The sequence below is a fragment of the Prodigiosinella confusarubida genome, from assembly GCF_002847015.1.
Taxonomy (GTDB): domain Bacteria; phylum Pseudomonadota; class Gammaproteobacteria; order Enterobacterales; family Enterobacteriaceae; genus Prodigiosinella; species Prodigiosinella aquatilis.
The window spans coordinates 300641-317591 of the sequence record NZ_CP025085.1; the positions used below are offsets into that span (position 1 = coordinate 300641).

13 protein-coding genes and 1 riboswitch are annotated in these 16951 nt (G+C 51.7%); of the genes, 8 read left to right on the forward strand and 5 right to left on the reverse strand.

Annotated features, from left to right (window positions below; translation table 11 throughout):
- Positions 1-513: 513 nt before the first annotated feature.
- The 5 genes from CWC46_RS01400 to CWC46_RS01420 form a co-directional block, all read right to left on the reverse strand.
- Complete coding sequence (locus tag CWC46_RS01400) at positions 514-876, reverse strand: YibL family ribosome-associated protein (protein ID WP_021013951.1); 363 nt, start codon at positions 874-876, stop codon at positions 514-516.
- Between the two features lie 136 nt (positions 877-1012).
- The gene (locus CWC46_RS01405; protein WP_416354391.1) at positions 1013-1594 is read right to left on the reverse strand and encodes an MltR family transcriptional regulator; all 582 of its coding nucleotides are present in this window, start codon (positions 1592-1594) and stop codon (positions 1013-1015) included.
- Between the two features lie 94 nt (positions 1595-1688).
- Positions 1689-2837, reverse strand: a complete 1149-nt coding sequence (locus CWC46_RS01410; RefSeq protein ID WP_037381046.1) for a mannitol-1-phosphate 5-dehydrogenase — start codon at positions 2835-2837, stop codon at positions 1689-1691.
- 60 nt (positions 2838-2897) lie between these two features.
- Positions 2898-4808: a PTS mannitol transporter subunit IICBA gene (locus CWC46_RS01415; RefSeq protein ID WP_021013948.1), complete on the reverse strand. Its 1911-nt coding sequence runs from the start codon at positions 4806-4808 to the stop codon at positions 2898-2900.
- A 492-nt stretch (positions 4809-5300) separates the two neighbouring features.
- A complete protein-coding gene (locus tag CWC46_RS01420; RefSeq protein WP_021013947.1) occupies positions 5301-6011 on the reverse strand; it encodes a DUF3053 domain-containing protein in 711 nt (236 codons plus the stop codon).
- Between the two features lie 450 nt (positions 6012-6461).
- Positions 6462-6556: riboswitch (guanidine-I (ykkC/yxkD leader) on the forward strand.
- Between the two features lie 68 nt (positions 6557-6624).
- Between CWC46_RS01420 and CWC46_RS01425 the strand changes: the two genes are divergently transcribed.
- From CWC46_RS01425 to CWC46_RS01460, 8 genes are all read left to right on the forward strand, one after another.
- Positions 6625-7677, forward strand: a complete 1053-nt coding sequence (locus CWC46_RS01425; protein WP_021013946.1) for a putative urea ABC transporter substrate-binding protein — start codon at positions 6625-6627, stop codon at positions 7675-7677.
- A gap of 15 nt (positions 7678-7692) precedes the next feature.
- The gene (locus tag CWC46_RS01430) at positions 7693-8505 is read left to right on the forward strand and encodes an ABC transporter permease (RefSeq protein ID WP_021013945.1); all 813 of its coding nucleotides are present in this window, start codon (positions 7693-7695) and stop codon (positions 8503-8505) included.
- 12 nt (positions 8506-8517) lie between these two features.
- The gene (locus CWC46_RS01435) at positions 8518-9294 is read left to right on the forward strand and encodes an ABC transporter ATP-binding protein (RefSeq protein WP_021013944.1); all 777 of its coding nucleotides are present in this window, start codon (positions 8518-8520) and stop codon (positions 9292-9294) included.
- A gap of 14 nt (positions 9295-9308) precedes the next feature.
- On the forward strand, positions 9309-10028 hold the full coding sequence (locus CWC46_RS01440) for an urea amidolyase associated protein UAAP1 (RefSeq protein WP_021013943.1): 720 nt from the start codon (positions 9309-9311) through the stop codon (positions 10026-10028).
- Positions 10029-10030: 2 nt separating this feature from the next.
- A complete protein-coding gene (locus tag CWC46_RS01445) occupies positions 10031-10666 on the forward strand; it encodes an urea amidolyase associated protein UAAP2 (protein WP_021013942.1) in 636 nt (211 codons plus the stop codon).
- A 90-nt stretch (positions 10667-10756) separates the two neighbouring features.
- A complete protein-coding gene (gene uca, locus CWC46_RS01450; protein WP_021013941.1) occupies positions 10757-14383 on the forward strand; it encodes an urea carboxylase in 3627 nt (1208 codons plus the stop codon).
- Positions 14384-14709: 326 nt separating this feature from the next.
- Positions 14710-15930, forward strand: a complete 1221-nt coding sequence (locus tag CWC46_RS01455) for a PfkB family carbohydrate kinase (RefSeq protein WP_021013939.1) — start codon at positions 14710-14712, stop codon at positions 15928-15930.
- 82 nt (positions 15931-16012) lie between these two features.
- Complete coding sequence (locus CWC46_RS01460) at positions 16013-16951, forward strand: tripartite tricarboxylate transporter substrate binding protein (protein ID WP_237160198.1); 939 nt, start codon at positions 16013-16015, stop codon at positions 16949-16951.

Genomic DNA, 16951 nt, shown 5'->3' on the forward strand with positions numbered 1-16951 from the left:
TACTGAATAAAATAAATCGTGGGGAATTTTGGTTTATTCCACCGATAATTATTTGTACAGCGCCACTAATTGCATTAAGAAAACAGAGAAATAAAATCTGAAAAGATGATTAAAAGCCCATGGAATAATACTCGAACATAATGATAACTATCAGGATTAATATATTATTACTCACTGATTTTGATAAACCATCAAGATTACTACATTCTATACCCAATAGATTTCAAGGTGCAGAGAGCGTCCCGATGAGCTTACTCAGGTAAATGATTCGGGTGACACATCCGCAGACGGGTATAAATGAGAAGGCTATGGCTGACGCTTGGCCAAGCGTCAGAAGATACATTAATCAATAAAGTTAATACCACCGAAGTGTATATACTTGTCATCCGTCAGTTAAAAAACGGCAACCCATCTCTCATCACAGTGTGAATTATGCCGATACTCCCCCGATTTTCGTGGACGGGCGGAGTGAACAGACACCCAGATCGTCAGTGGCAAACGATTGACCCGATATCAAAACGGTTTCGGCGCATACCCCGTCATTTCTTTCAGACCCATTTCACGGCCCAGGGCGGTCATGGGATGTACCACCACCAATCCACGGACCGTTTTTTTCAACGTCCCCATATCAGCCTGCTCTTTTTTGGTTATTATCCGGCGAAAAGGTAAACCAGTCAGTTTCTGTGCTTCTTTGCTGAGTTTCTGCTCGCAGACATTGCGCAACCGTTCGATCTCCGCTGCCAGTTTCTCACAAGCCGCCTGATTCTCCGTAATCGCGTCTGCTTCACCTTGCTGAATTAAGTGAGCCTGTTTGAGCGTTAACGCATGCAGTTGATCACTCAAGCGTTTAATTTCGGCCTTTTCCTGCTTTTTCATCACTAAACCTGTTTTTTTATCAAAATAATGGTCATAAGCATACACCAAACCCCAGTGTATGCAGAAACGAAGGGAATCATTTAAACATGCCATGGCAAAGAAGACATACACGTTGATGTTAACGCGAGGAAAAGGGTTAGAACGCCTTTTTCAGACTGATTTGCGAGATAAGTTCGGTCAGCGATAGTACCAGTGTAGAACGAACCATTTGCTGATAACGCTGCTGCTGCATGGCAATCAGCATATTGTCGTCAGGATCACCACTTGCTGGCAGCGCGGGCGGCGACGGCAGGCTGACAACACAGTGAAATTCACTGACAGGGCCAAAAATCTCATCGTCAGTGAAACGATAGTCGTGGACATCATGAGTCAGTTCTTCCGCCAGGGCCATCAACAGTTCAGCATCCTCATACTCTTTACGGCTGATCATGCCCAGACCGTAAATCAGCTTCAACCGTACTGACAACTCACCCAACGGCCCGGTACCGGATAACAGCGGTTCGACGGCATATTTCACGGCATAATCATCTTTGCGAAATACCTGTAACATCAGAATACTGACAGCTTCCGCCAGCAACTGAACGGCCGTCAGCATAAAGCTTCGCACCGTTTTACCACTATTTAGCGATTCCAATACCCGGTTTTCAAATGCCTGAGTTTCATCCATCGTCACTTCTCGTACTTTAACCTCGCACACAGCCTTGCCCTTGCTATGCAAAAAGCGTTTTTTCACGGGCACACACTATTCATTATTCAAACGCACCCGATAGAGAAAGCAAGGGCAAAACCTGACTTGAGCCGAGACGCGCCGATCACTGCATGGCGTTATACACACTCACTGCCTGTCCGACAACCTTACTGTCAGCATCCAGACCGGAAATTTGTGCCAATGCGGCCTGTGGTCCCAATTTCTGCAGCAAATCCGCCAGTTCATTTGCTTGTGGATCCTGTTCGCTGCGGTAGTGCATCGCTGCCGCAATACCGATGACCAGATTATCGTGCGGCAACCCATATTCCAGTGTTCCCAACAACGGTTTGATTAGACGATCACCCGCGCTCAGCTTACGTAATGGCTGGCGTCCGACACGCTCCACATCATCATGCAGATACGGGTTTTCAAAACGGCTAAGGATTTTCTGGATGTAAGCCTGATGTTTATCGGCATCAAAACCATAACGGTTGATCAGCACCGCACCACTCTCTTCCATTGCGCCTTGCACTACACGGCGGATTTCTGGGTCGAGAATAGCATCACGGATAGTTTTATGTCCGGTTCGCTGCCCCAGATATGCAGTAATGGCATGACCGGTATTCAGCGTAAACAGCTTGCGCTCCACAAACGCCATCAGATTATTGGTCAGTTCCATACCGGTAATGGCCGGGGGCTGACCGTTAAACTGCGTTTCATCCACAATCCATTCACTGAAAGTTTCCACCGTCACAGCCAGCGGGTCTTCGCTACCGGTTTCTGACGGTGGCACAATCCGGTCCACGGCGGAATCAACAAAACCAACATGTTCTGACACCCATGCCAAAGACGATTCCGGCAGATGCTTTAGCACCTGTTGTTTTAACTGGCTGGTGCCACGCACCATATTTTCACAGGCAATGATGTTCAGCGCTTGCTGGTTGCCGTTGTCATGGCGCTTTACCAGGCCCTGAGCAATGGTGCCAGCAATTTTCTCCAGAATTTGCGGGCCAACCGCCGTCGTCACCATATCAACGTCGGCAATCAGATCGATGGCTTGCTGGCTACCACTGTGCACCGCACTGACATTATTAACGGTGTCCACCTGCATTTGTTCGCCAACGATATGAACTTGGTAGCTTTTTCGCTGATTGATGGCATCCAGCAACGGCTGGTTCACATCAGCAAATATCAGGGTGATACCGGCATCGGCCAGCAGCTTACCAATAAATCCGCGGCCGATATTACCGGCGCCAAAATGTAATGCTTTCATCATGCGTTAACCTTTCAAGACAAAACATAAAAAGAGGCCGCCCGAAGGCGGCGCTGCTCGTCAGGCACTCTTTTTACCGGACAACAGGTCGAGAACATCCTGTACATCATGAGTCTGCGCCAGGCGTTCAATCACTAATTCGTCATCCAGCGCATTGGTCAGGTTGGTGATAACCTGAATATGCTCGTTATTACGGGCGGCGATACCAATCACCAGGCGAGCGACTTCATCCTCTTCGGCGCCAAAACGCACCCCTTGCGGATACTGACAGAACACCACACCGGTTTTGATCACCCGATCTTTCGCTTCAATTGTCCCGTGAGGCACCGCGATAGACTCACCCAGATAGGTGGAGGTCATTTTTTCACGCTCCAGCATGGCATCCACATATTCCGGTTCAACATAACCACGCTTCACCAACTGTTCACCCGCAAAGCGGATCGCCTGCTCTTTATCGCTGGCCTGCTGATTCAGGAACACGTCTGCGGCAGTCAGTTGAAACAACGCCGGCTGACTGGTTTCGCTTTCCGATACCACGTCGATAACGTCTGGAGAACCATGTTGTCCCGGCTGTGCAGCCTGCAAACGGGCGACCAGATCGCTGTACAGCTCGCTATCCAGGAAATTCGTCAGCGAAATATGTTGTGCCTGTGGCGCATGGCGCATGGCGCGCTCCGTTAAATCACGGTGCGTGATAACCAGGTCGACATCGTCCGGCAAACTATTGATGGCATTGTTGGTGACGCTAATATTTTTCAGACCGGCATTTTGTATCTTCTTGCGCAACACACCAGCCCCCATGGCGCTGGAACCCATACCAGCATCACAGGCGACGATGATTTTGCGTACCGTACTCAGGTCACCACTCACACCGGTCGCGGCCTGGCCTTTGGCGCCGGATTTCATTTCCTGCATGCGGCGGGTCGCCAGTTCCAGATCATCGCCTTCCTTGATTTTGGTGCTTTTCAGCAAAATCGAGGAAACCACGAAGGACACGGCAAATGCAGCAGTAACGGCCATAATGTTAGCGAAATAAGCACCTTTGGGCGTCATCGCCAATACGGCCAGAATGGATCCCGGCGACGCCGGAGAAACCAGACCACCATGGAGCACACCCAGCGTGAACACACCCGTCATACCACCCAGAATGACCGCGAGAATCAGACGCGGATTCATCAACACATAAGGGAAGTAGATTTCATGAATCCCCCCCAGGAAGTGGATGATAGCCGCACCCGGTGCTGATTGTTTGGCATTGCCCCGGCCAAAAAACATATAGGCCATGAGTACGCCCATCCCCGGTCCCGGGTTGGCTTCAATCAGGAAGAAAATGGACTTGCCGGTTTCAGCAGCCTGCTGGATGCCCAGCGGTGAGAAAATCCCGTGGTTAATGGCATTGTTGAGGAACAGGATCTTTGCCGGTTCAACGAATATTGATGCCAACGGTAGCAGATTGTGTTGCACCATCAGATGCACACCGGAAGACAGGAACCGCGACAAGATTTCTACCAGCGGTCCAATCGCCAGAAAGGCCAGAATCGCCAACAGCATACCGATAATACCGGCAGAGAAGTTGTTGACCAGCATTTCAAAACCACTTCTGATTTTGCCGTCAACCATCTTGTCAAAGCGCTTGATCGTCCAACCACCCAGCGGACCAACAATCATGGCACCGAGGAACATTGGAATGTCTTCACCGACAATGACCCCCATGGTAGTAATCGCACCGACCACGCCACCACGTTCTCCTCCGATCAAACGACCACCGGTATACCCGATCAGCAACGGCAGCAGGTACTTAATCATCGGGCCGACTAACTTGGCCAATGTCTCGTTGGGAATCCATCCGGTCGGGATAAACAGCGCAGTGATAATACCCCAGGCGATGAAGGCACCAATATTCGGCATCACCATATTGCTCAGAAAGCGGCCAAAATTCTGTATTTTGACCCTAGTATCTGGTGAGAGCATAAAAATACACCCCTATTATATAAAACACGCCGAGGAAAACGCGCGTGAGAATTATCGTGAGACGGCGTGAAATGTCCCGTCAGTATTACTGTATGCAGCGCGACTCTAACACGCTATTTTCATACCGCAACTCCATGGTATAAATGTGACAAAAATCACACATTTACCCCACAGAACCGATACAAATAAGTGATTTACTTCACAAAATTATAATAAAAAGGTCGTTTTGTATGAAATTCATTCAATTAGAGAGAAATGAAAGGTGATGTAAGTCACACTTTTGACTTGATGATTTGTTCTTATTATGTGACTAACATCACAAATAACTTTCTGTTCTGACGGGTTCGGCGGATGACGAAGCGACACACTGGGCCCTTGCAAGCAAGCGGCCTCACATAACACGACCGAGGTAAGTCAATATCAGGAACACCAGAGGAGCACCATACCCTGGGGCTCCTCTGGCATCCCGGTTAGCCAATCGGCATTATTCGTCTAATGGCCCGCTATCAGATGTTGCCCCTTCAAGGCGTTAACCAGATTCTGTTGCTGTGTCGCCAGATCCGACACCATACCGTTGTACTGATCCACTTGCTGCTGTGTGTGAAACTGCACATTGGAATCGTTGAAAACCACTTGATTACCCTGCGATTGTAAATAATCCCCCACCTTAATCAGGCTTTGGATAAACGATACACTGTCCGGCACGATGGATATCATCGCCGTAGCCGGCTTAACGACCACGCGGTTATAGAGTTTGTCATAGACCAGCTTCAGATCTTCAGGCTGCTTCAGTGCCTGTCTGGCATTATCGGCCTGTGTTTTCGCGTTCAGTGACTGTTGCCCCAGCAAATTCAATGCACCAATCAGTTGACGCAGGTTATTGCGCTGAGAAATATAATCCTGTGGCACACGAATATGAGAAACTTGCTCCAGCATGGGTTTCAGGCTGCCAGCGACGACTTGTTGCAGTTGCCGGTTAAACGTGGTCAAGACAGCGTAGTCCTGAACGTAATGTCCGAAAGACTGCTTCTGCTGTTCAGTCAGCACGGGGAGCTGCCGTTCTTCCTGTGGTTGAATACTCTGCAAGAATGCAGTAAACGCCTGACGCTGCTCCTTATCTTTGTCGCCACAGGCTGTAAGTTGTAATGCCATAAAAAACATAATCACTGGCAACAGCCAGCGTGAACGGTAATCCGCCAACATGTCTACTACTCCCGTTTTATTACTCCGCAGTGTTTAAATACGATACTTTTCACTCACTACGCTAAGCATAGACGACCCCACTTACCCGCAGGGCGAAAAACACGTATTTTGAACAGATGTCGCACCTCACCAAAGGTGACGCCTGTTCATTCTACGCTTTATTTGTCAAATTCCATGCACCGAATCATGCACCGAATAGATAGTTTTCTGCACAGTTACAGTGCAGAAACAGCCCCCAACGGACGAGTGACACCACAAAAAACCAGGTTAGCCAGCGCGAGACCGTGTCCATAAAAAATAGGTCGACAAGGCATTCTTGCCCGTGGATAACCAGGACAACACCCGGCCATTCAGACCTTGATTCAATGTTGAACACAGGCTGGCAAGATTATTGCTTACCTTTAATATGGCAGGAGCGATAGCGGGCAACCGGTGTCGCCAGACAATTTGGTAATGGGTTACTAGGGTTCCGGTTTAACGACGCAGGTCCGAGAGTAACCGACCGCCCTCTGGCGGTTACACGGCGGGATAAAAGCCCGGGAGGATACAGCGAGATAGATGCTCGCCGCCCTCCTGCTTTTTATTGCTGCCCAACGTCAGAGGAATCGTCATTATGAAAACAATTCAACGCTTACTGCTTCTTTGTACTTTTGTACTATTCAGTACCACTGCCCTCGCGGCCAAACCCAGCTTTAAACTTTGCTGGTCTATTTATGCCGGCTGGATGCCTTGGGATTACGCCCAGCAACAGGGTATCGTCAAGAAATGGGCCGACAAATATGGCATTAATATCCAGTTTGTTCAGGTCAACGACTACATCGAATCTGTTAACCAATACACTTCCGATGGTTTTGACGGCTGTACCATGACCAACATGGACGCGCTGACGATCCCGGCTGCCGGTGGTGTTGACAGTACCGCGCTGATTGTCGGCGACTATTCCAATGGTAACGACGGCATCCTGATCAAAGGTGCCAACAACCTCCATGCCCTGAAAGGCAAACCCATCAATTTGGTACAGTTCTCCGTGTCGCACTATTTATTGGCTCGGGCGCTGGAAAAAAGCGGCATGACGGAAAAAGACGTCAAGGTGGTGAACACTGCGGATGCCGACCTGGTGGCAGCTTTCGGGACCAAGGACGTACAGTCCATCGTTACCTGGAACCCGCTGCTGGCCGAAGCTGAAAAGCAACCAGACAGTCACCTGGTATTCTCTTCCGCCCAGATTCCCGGTGAAATCCTCGATTTATTGGTCGTGAATACCGAAACCCTGAAAAAACATCCGGAACTGGGTAAGGCACTAACCGGCGCCTGGTATGAAACGCTGCGGACGATGTCCGGCGACTCAGCCAAGGCCCGCCGCGCTCGTACTTTTATGGGGCAGGACTCCGGCACTGATCTGGCCGGTTTCGACGCTCAACTGGCGGCAACGCATCTCTTCACCACACCACAACTGACGTTGGATTTCGTAAGCAGTCCTCAATTGAAAACCACCATGCAATCGGTAGCCGAATTTTCATTCCATCACGGTCTGTTAGGCGATGGTGCACCCAGTGCCGACGTGGTGGGCGTTTCGACACCAGCCGGACTGTGGGGTAATACAGGTAATGTCAAATTGCGCTTCAGCGACGAATTTCTAAAGCTGGCGGTGGCCAACAAGTTGTAATCCGGGAGACGCCAGATGCGCAAACTAATCAACTACCAGCCAGTGCCGCTAACACGCGGGATGATGGGGTTTCTGCCACTGCTGGCGCTGTTACTGATCTATCTGATGGCCTCCGACGCCCGGCTAGCCGTCAACGCGGCCGACAAATTGCTGCCCAGTATCAGCACCATGGCAGACGCTATCCACCGTATGGCGTTTGAACCCAATGATCGCACTGGCCAGTATTTGCTATGGGTGGACACCGCCGCCAGCCTGCTACTCCTGCTCACGGGAGTAGCGCTGAGCGCGATGCTGGCGCTGGTGTTCGGCCTGTTCTGCGGCGCATTGCCATCGGTGCGGGCGGTACTGTCGCCACTGATTACGTTGTTTGCGCTGATCCCACCACTGGCCGTACTACCGATTCTGTTTATCTGCTTCGGACTGGGGGAAGTCTCCAAAGTGGTGTTGATCGTGGTGGGCATTACGCCGTTCATCATCCGCGATTTGCAGTTGCATGTGCAAAGCATCCCACGGGAACAATTGGTGAAAGCGCAAACCCTCGGTGGCAATAGTGCACAGATTTTATGGCGCGTGATCTTGCCGCAACTGATGCCGCGCCTGCTGGATGCAGTGCGCCTGTCATTAAGTTCAGCCTGGTTGTTCCTGATTGCTGCGGAAGCCATCTCCGCCACCGATGGGCTGGGTTACCGCATTTTCCTGATGCGCCGTTATCTGGCAATGGATGTCATCCTGCCATATGTGGCGTGGATCACGCTGTTGGCCTTTGCGCTGGACTACCTGTTGCGGGTCATCAGCCGTCGTGGCTGGCCATGGTATTACGCCAAATAACCCGGAGTCATCATGGCATTGTTAACGCTTAAAAATCTCAGAAAACACTATGACGGACAAGTGGTGCTAGAGCAGCTCAACGTGTCAGTGGAAGAAGGTGAATTTGTCTCCATCGTTGGTGCCTCCGGCTGTGGAAAAACCACATTTCTGAATATGCTGCTGGGAACGGAGAGTCCCAGCAGCGGAGAACTGTTACTGGACGGCGCGCCCATCCCGCAAGAACCAGATGAACACCGCGGCGTGGTATTCCAGCGCTATTCCGTCTTTCCCCATCTCAGTGTGCTGGAAAATGTGATGCTTGGCGCCGAATTCACCGCGGCCCGCTGGTTGGGCCGCGTGTGGGGAAAACGTCGCCTGGTCATCCGCACACAGGCACAGGCTATGCTTAAGCAGGTCGGTCTGGAGCAGGCACAGCACAAGTACCCGCATCAGCTATCCGGTGGAATGCAACAGCGGTTGGCGCTGGCTCAGGCACTGATTAAACATCCGCGGATCCTGTTGCTGGACGAACCGTTTGGTGCCCTGGATCCGGGTATCCGCAATGAAATGCATCAGTTGATCACCCAATTGTGGCGGGAGTACCGCCTGACCATTTTCATGATCACCCACGATCTGAAGGAAGGATTCTCTCTCGGATCGCGGCTATGGGTTTTCGACAAAATCCGCCACGACCCGCAGGCTCCCGAAGCCTGGGGCGCGAGCATTACTTACGATATCCCACTGGATCGCGCCCCAGCTGGCGTGCGCGATTCCGTAGGGGAACTGATGGAAGGGCGACGCGTCGCCTGAACGGAGGAAAAACCATGAACGAACGTTACCAAACCGAATTACCCGCCGGGTCGCACTGGTCGCTGATCATGCGCCGGGGTACCGCGCTGCGGATTACCGATACCGAAGGTGGCGCTAATCTCGGTATGCTGTTTTACAATCCGGAAAACCTGCTGGAACGCTATAACGCGCCGGATACACTGAAGTGCCAGCACACTTTCCGTCTCACGGCCGGGCATTGTCTCTATTCCGACATGGGGCGCATTTTCTGTGGCATTGAAGCTGACAGTTTCGGCTGGCACGAAACCGTGTGCGGTACCGCGAATAGCGCACACATTGCCAAACAGTTCGGCACGCTGGACTATCAGCAGGCCCGCAACGAACGGCATCAAAACGGCTATGACAGCTTTCTGGTGGAACTGGCGAAATATGGTCTTGGCAAACGGGATATGGCCGCCTGTGTCAACTTTTTCGCCCGCGTCAGTGCCGCCGAAGACGGTACACTGCAACTGGAACAGCAAGGCCAGGCCGGAGCCAGCGTAACCCTGCGTTTTGCCATGGATACCCTGGTTATCATGCATACCTGCCCGCATCCGCTCAGTCAGGAAAGCGACTATCCGCACCATCCGGTGGCATTGACCATCGACCATGAACGGGCGCCATTGCCGGCATTGTGTCTCGAACGTGCAGAGAACCGCCGCGGGCTGCGCAATAACACGCTTTATTATCTGGCCGAACTGCCGCAAGGAGTCTGATGATGATCCAGACCAGCAACCGAGATATCCACACCGCCGGTTATCGTCGCACCATTAACGCCGGTGATTATTGGCTGTACCGCGTAATGGAAGGGCAAACGCTGCGTATTACCGATCTGGAAGGTAATCAAGCGGCCGATACGCTGTTTTTTAACGCTGACGATACCGCCGAGCGTTATAGCGTGACTGACACATTACGCAGCCAGCGGAATGTGTTCCTTTCCACCGGCAGCGTACTGCGTTCCAATGAAGAACGCCCGATGCTGGAAATTGTGGCGGATACCTGTGGCCGCCACGACACACTCGGCGGCGCCTGCGCTACCGAAAGCAACACCGTGCGTTACGATCTGGAAAAACGCCATATGCACGCCTGCCGCGACAGTTGGATGTTGGCAGTAGCAGAACATCCGGAGTTCAACCTGACCCGGCGCGACATCACCCACAATATCAATTTCTTTATGAATGTCCCGGTGACCAAAGACGGTGGGCTGACGTTCGCTGACGGTATCTCCGCGCCAGGAAAATATGTGGAAATGGTGGCAAAAATGAATGTTCTGGTGTTGATTTCCAACTGCCCGCAACTCAACAATCCGTGTAACGGTTACAACCCTACTCCGATTGAAGTTGCCATCTGGTAAGACACCACTTCCGGAACATACTGACGCGTGGGACGACCCACTGTATGCGTCTGTACTCCGCAGGACGACCTGCCCGTAAGAGATTCTGTCATGTTTGAGCGCGTACTGATTGCCAACCGTGGCGCCATTGCCGTGCGTATCATCCGTACCCTGAAAAGAATGGGTGTGCAGTCCATCGCCGTATACGCCGAGGCGGACCGCCATTCCCTGCATGTTCGTCAGGCGGACGAAGCCTGGCCACTGGGCGACGGTCCGGTGCGGGATACCTATCTGAATCAGGAAAAATTACTGGCTATCGCCACCAAAAGCGGGGCGCAGGCGATTCATCCCGGTTACGGCTTTTTGAGTGAAAATGCCGGCTTTGTGACCCGATGTGAACAGGCGGGGGTGGTGTTTCTCGGTCCGACAGTGGAACAGATATCGGCCTTTGGCCTCAAACATCGGGCACGTGAACTGGCCCGACAAAACGAGGTTCCATTACTGCCCGGCAGCGAGCTGCTCACCTCACTGGCGAGCGCCGGTGAACAGGCACGGATGATTGGCTATCCGGTAATGTTGAAAAGTACCGCCGGTGGTGGTGGCATCGGCATGCAGCGCTGCAACGATGAAGCTGAGTTGGTTGACGCTTTTACCCGTGTAAAACGGCTGGCGGGTAATAATTTCGCCGATGACGGCGTGTTTCTGGAAAAATTCATCGCCCGCGCCCGTCATATCGAAGTACAGGTATTTGGCGATGGTCACGGCAACGTGATGGCATTAGGGGAACGCGATTGTTCCGCCCAGCGCCGTAACCAAAAAGTCATCGAAGAAACCCCGGCTCCCGGTCTGAGTGACCAGATACGGCAACAATTGCAGACCACCGCTGTCCGGCTGTGCCAAGCGGTCAACTATCGCAGCGCCGGTACCGTGGAATACGTCTACGATGAAACGCAGAAGCAATTCTGGTTTCTGGAGGTGAATACGCGTTTGCAGGTAGAGCATGGCGTCACCGAACAGGTGTTTGGCGTTGATATCGTGCAATGGATGGTGGAGCTCGGCGCCGGTTGCCTGCCGCCGCTGACCAGCCTACACACCACGCCTCGCGGTCATGCCATTCAGGTACGACTGTATGCGGAAGATCCCGCCAAACAGTTTCAGCCCTGCGCCGGTCTGCTGAGTGAAGTGTGTTTCCCGGATAACCTTCCCGACGCAACACTGCGAATTGACCACTGGTTGGACAATGGCAGTGACGTTTCGCCGCTTTATGACCCGATGCTGGCGAAAGTAATTGTCCATGCCGTTGACCGCGCTGCTGCACTGCATGGTATGGCGCAGGCGCTGGATGCCACCTCGCTGTACGGTATCGAAACCAATCTCGCCTGGCTGCGCCATCTGCTGACACTCCCCGAGATCCAACAAGGTAATATCATTACCGCCACGCTGAGCAATGTGCTATGGCAACCCGCCACGCTGGAGGTAATCAGCGGTGGCACCCTCACCACTCTTCAGGATTCGCCTGGCCGTACCGGCTACTGGCATGTCGGTGTGCCGCCTTCCGGTCCCTTCGACAGCCGTTCATTCCGGCTGGGCAATCAATTATTGGGTAACGCGCCTGATGCCGCTGGGCTGGAAATTACCCTGCGCGGCCCGACGCTATGCTTTAACCATGATTGCGCCTTTATCATCACCGGAGCGAACATCAGTGCGCAATTGGACGGTGAACCGATACTTGGCTGGCAGGTGTGCAATGCCCGTCGTGGCCAGACACTGACTCTCGGTGACATTCGTGGCGCGGGCTGTCGTAGTTACCTGCTGCTGGCCGGCGGCCTGACTTGCCCAACGTATCTCGGCAGCCGCAGCACGTTTACTCTCGGCAAATTCGGCGGCCACGCCGGACGCCCACTACGCGCCGGAGACACACTGCATCTGACAGCACCGCAAACCCAGGAACAACCGGCGAGCGCGGCACGGGAGGACTGGAGTAACCGTTGGCAGTTGCGGGTGATTTACGGGCCACACGGGGCACCGGACTATTTCACATCCGAAGATATCGATAATTTCTTCAGCGCTGACTGGCAGGTGCACTACAACTCCAGTCGTACCGGTGTCCGACTGATTGGCCCTAAACCACAATGGGCGCGCCGTGATGGTGGCGAAGCCGGTATGCATCCGTCAAATATTCACGACAATGCCTACGCTTTTGGTACGGTGGATTTTACCGGTGACATGCCAGTAATTCTGGGGCCGGACGGTCCATCGCTGGGCGGGTTTGTCTGTCCGGCCACAGTGATTGCCGCCGATCTGTGGAAACTCGGGCAACTCAAAGCCGGTGACAACATCCGCTTTGTGCCGGTAACACTGGCACAGGCTGACGCACTGGCGCAGCAGGCTGAAACCGCCATCGCCGCCGGACGGTGCCTGGACGATGAGAGTTTATATCTGGCTGATGAGTGTTTAACTGATGAAACACAACCAGGCCGTCCTTCACCGGTATTGTTCAGTCAGCCCGCACAAGGTGAGCGCCCCTGCGTTATGTGTCTGGCCGCGGGTGACCGTTTCGTACTCCTGGAATACGGCGCACAACAACTGGATATTGCCCTGCGTTTTCGGGTACATGCGCTGATGCAGTGGCTGGAGCAGCATCCATTGCCGGGACAACAGGAACTGACGCCGGGCATCCGTTCCCTACAGGTGCATTTCGATAGCCTGCAATGCCCGCGAGATCGCCTGCTGGCACACTTACGGCGTGCTGATGACGCGCTCGGCGACCTGCGTGACGCAACCGTGCCATCCCGCACCGTCTGGCTGCCGCTGAGTTGGAATGACGATGCCTGTCAGCAAGCCATCACCCGTTATACACAATCAGTACGACCCGGTGCGCCCTGGTGTCCGAGTAATATCGAATTCATCCGGCGCATCAATGGGCTGAATTCAGTGGATCAGGTCAAAGATATAGTATTCGACGCCCGCTATCTGGTGATGGGACTGGGTGATGTCTATCTCGGTGCGCCGGTCGCCACGCCGATCGACCCACGCCACCGGCTGGTCACCACCAAATACAACCCGGCACGTACCTGGACGGCAGAAAATTCTGTCGGTATTGGCGGAGCCTATTTGTGTGTATACGGTATGGAAGGCCCTGGCGGCTACCAGTTTGTTGGTCGTACGCTACAAATGTGGAACCGGGATCGCCAAACCGACGCCTTCCGCCAACCGTGGTTGCTGCGTTTCTTCGATCAGATTCGCTTTTATCCGGTGTCGGCGGACGAGCTGCTGACGATCCGTGAACGCTTTCCGTGGGGGGATTATCCGTTACGGACAGAGGAAGGCCGGTTCTGTCTGGCAGATTATCAGCAGAATCTGATCGAACAGCAGGACGGGATTAACGCCTTTCAGCAGCGTCGTCAACAGGCGTTTGATGAAGAGCTGGCGCGCTGGCGCGCCGACGGCCAGTTCACTTTCGACAGCGGCCTGCACGATACTGACAGCACTGACGAGGTGATTCCGGATGACTGCTGCGGCGTGGAAAGTCAGGTGGCAGGCAGCGTCTGGCAATGGCTGGTAAAACCGGGGGAAAGGGTCAACGCGGGGCAAACGGTGGGCATCCTGGAGTCGATGAAAATGGAAATCCCGATTACCGCGCCAGTAACCGGGACGATTCACACGTTACAACACCAACCCGGTCACCCGGTGCAGGCGGGACAATTGCTGATACTGATTACCCCCAGCGCGGCATGATACTGCCAGGCAAGCATTTCGCCACGCATACCGGGTAATCCGCTAATCAAAAACGCCCGGCTGATCAACCATCGGCCGGTCATTTTTGAGCCTGAGCAGACAAAAAATCATAAGGGAGAATCAGCAATACCATGTGGCACAATAAATACAATTTATTGATAAATAGAAATAAACAGCAGATGAAATAATAAAACAGGCTATTACTGTGGAATGCATCACATTTTAAACTTGGTTTTGCTTTTGCTTTTTACACTCTCCTTTGATGAACCTCGCAACTCGCCCCTTATCATTCTGTTAACATTCTATTCCAGTTACCGGAGGCAACCATGTTCGTTGAAGAGCGTAGAAAAAAAATCTTTAACACACTACGTAGTCAGGGTCAGGCAACGGTAACCTCTCTTGCCAGGCAGTATGGCGTCACGAAAGAAACGATTCGTAGTGATCTCACTCAGCTCGAAGCAAGTGGCCTGGTTCAACGCTGCCACGGTGGTGCCATGATTGTCGAACATGTGGTCAAACCCTTGTCATGGCAGACAATGGGGTTGAATGTCAGCGCGTTGATGCAAGAGTTAGTGAGTAAAAATCAGGATTTTCTGTACAAAGACAAGGGTCATCCCGTCTCTGGTAAGGTTTGTGTCTTAGGATCCTTCTCTGTGGATATCATTGCTGTTGTTGACCACTTTCCTTTGGAAGGTGAGCTTCTTATGGCAAAGGAAAATCGATTTGGGCCAGGGGGGAAAGGGGCTAATCAGGCATTGGCTGCCAGCCGGGCTGGAGGAAATGTTCATTTTATTGCGAAAGTCGGGTGTGATCATTTCAGTACTTATGCACATGACCACCTGGTAAGTTCAGGTATTGACTCCTTCACGCTTTACCAGTCGTCAACCGTACCCACGGGCAGCGCCATGACCTATTTTTCGCAAGAAACGCACAGTAATATTACTGCCGTTTATCTTGGCGCAAATATTACGATAACGCAGGAAGAGATAGATGCGGTCCTCCTCTATTTACGCGATACAGATATATTACTCATACAGGGCGAGATAAATGTTGAGGCGCAGCTAAAAGCCGTTAAATTTGCTCATTCAGTAGGGACTCAGATCATTTTCAATCCTGCGCCTTACTCAAATGAAGCAAAAATGATTTATCCCTATGTTGATTATATTATACCCAACAAAATTGAAGCTCAAAAATGGTCAGGTATAGAAATAAGCGATTTAGCTTCGGCTAAGAAAGCCATGAAAAATATAGCCGGACCTGAAAAAAAGAAAGTCATTCTTAATTTAGGGAAAAAAGGGTGCCTGGTTTTTGATGGAAGTATATTCCAACATTTGCCGGCACTACCTTCAGTCATGGTTGATGCGATGGGTGCAGGCGATGCATTTAACGGTTCACTGGCGGCTGAATTGGCGAAAGGTTCTCAACTTATTGACGCGGTAAATTATGCATTAGCATTCACGGCGGTATTTGTTGAACACGAAGGGGTATCTAACATGCCAACTCATGAAAAAGTCACTCGTCGTTTAGAAATGCATCATGGCAATTAAATAATTATATAAAAATAGCACCAGTGGAATTTATTAAAATCGTTACCCTACCTGTATAACGAGGATTAGTATGAAAAAATCAATGATTAAGTTATTAACTCTGGCAACAATATTAACATCCAGCTCCGTATTTGCCGCATGGCCCGATAAACCCATTACGATAATTGTCCCCTGGGGCGCGGGAGGAAATACCGATACTGTCGCAAGGTTGGTTGCTCAGGGATTACAGAAAGAACTGGGCGTCAACGTCAACGTAGTTAATCGTACTGGCGGCAGCGGCGTAGTCGGGCATGATGCCCTGAAACGAGCCGCGCCGGATGGTTATACCCTTGGTGTGGTCACGGCAGAAATTGCCTTGATGCATCATCAGAAAATGACTGATCTTACTTACGCCGATTACACACCAATCAGCCGACTGGCCGTTATCTATGGTGGATTGCAAGTAGCGAAAGACTCGCCTTACAAGAATGCCACCCAACTCATCGACTTTATCAAAAAACATCCAGGTAAGTTGAAAGCATCAGGCAGTGGATTAAATTCCATCTGGCACCTTAATCTACTGGGGATGTTGAAAAGCGCCGGTCTGCCCGCCAGTAGCGTGAAATATATTCCGTCTCAGGGATCAAGCGCCGCATTACAGGAATTGGTTTCCGGGGGAATTGATTTCATCACTTCATCGCCAGGCGAAGCGAAAAGTATGGTTGATGCCGGAATGGTTCGCCATCTGGCAATAATGTCGCCGGAACCGTCAAAACTCTATGCCAATGTTCCAGTGTTTAAAAAAGCAACCGGCTATAACTGGACATTAACTGCCTGGAATGTATTAGCCGCTCCCAAAGCGTTGCCGAGTGATATAGAGAATAAATTGATTGCGGCGATGAAAAAAGTCTACCAGTCAGGAGAATTACAATCTTTTGCCAATAAGCAAGGATTTGAAGTCAGTGCATTATATGGCAATGATGTAACTCAGTTTATGGCTCAGGAAGACCAGAAATTCGGCGAATTGTTAAAAGCAGAGTAA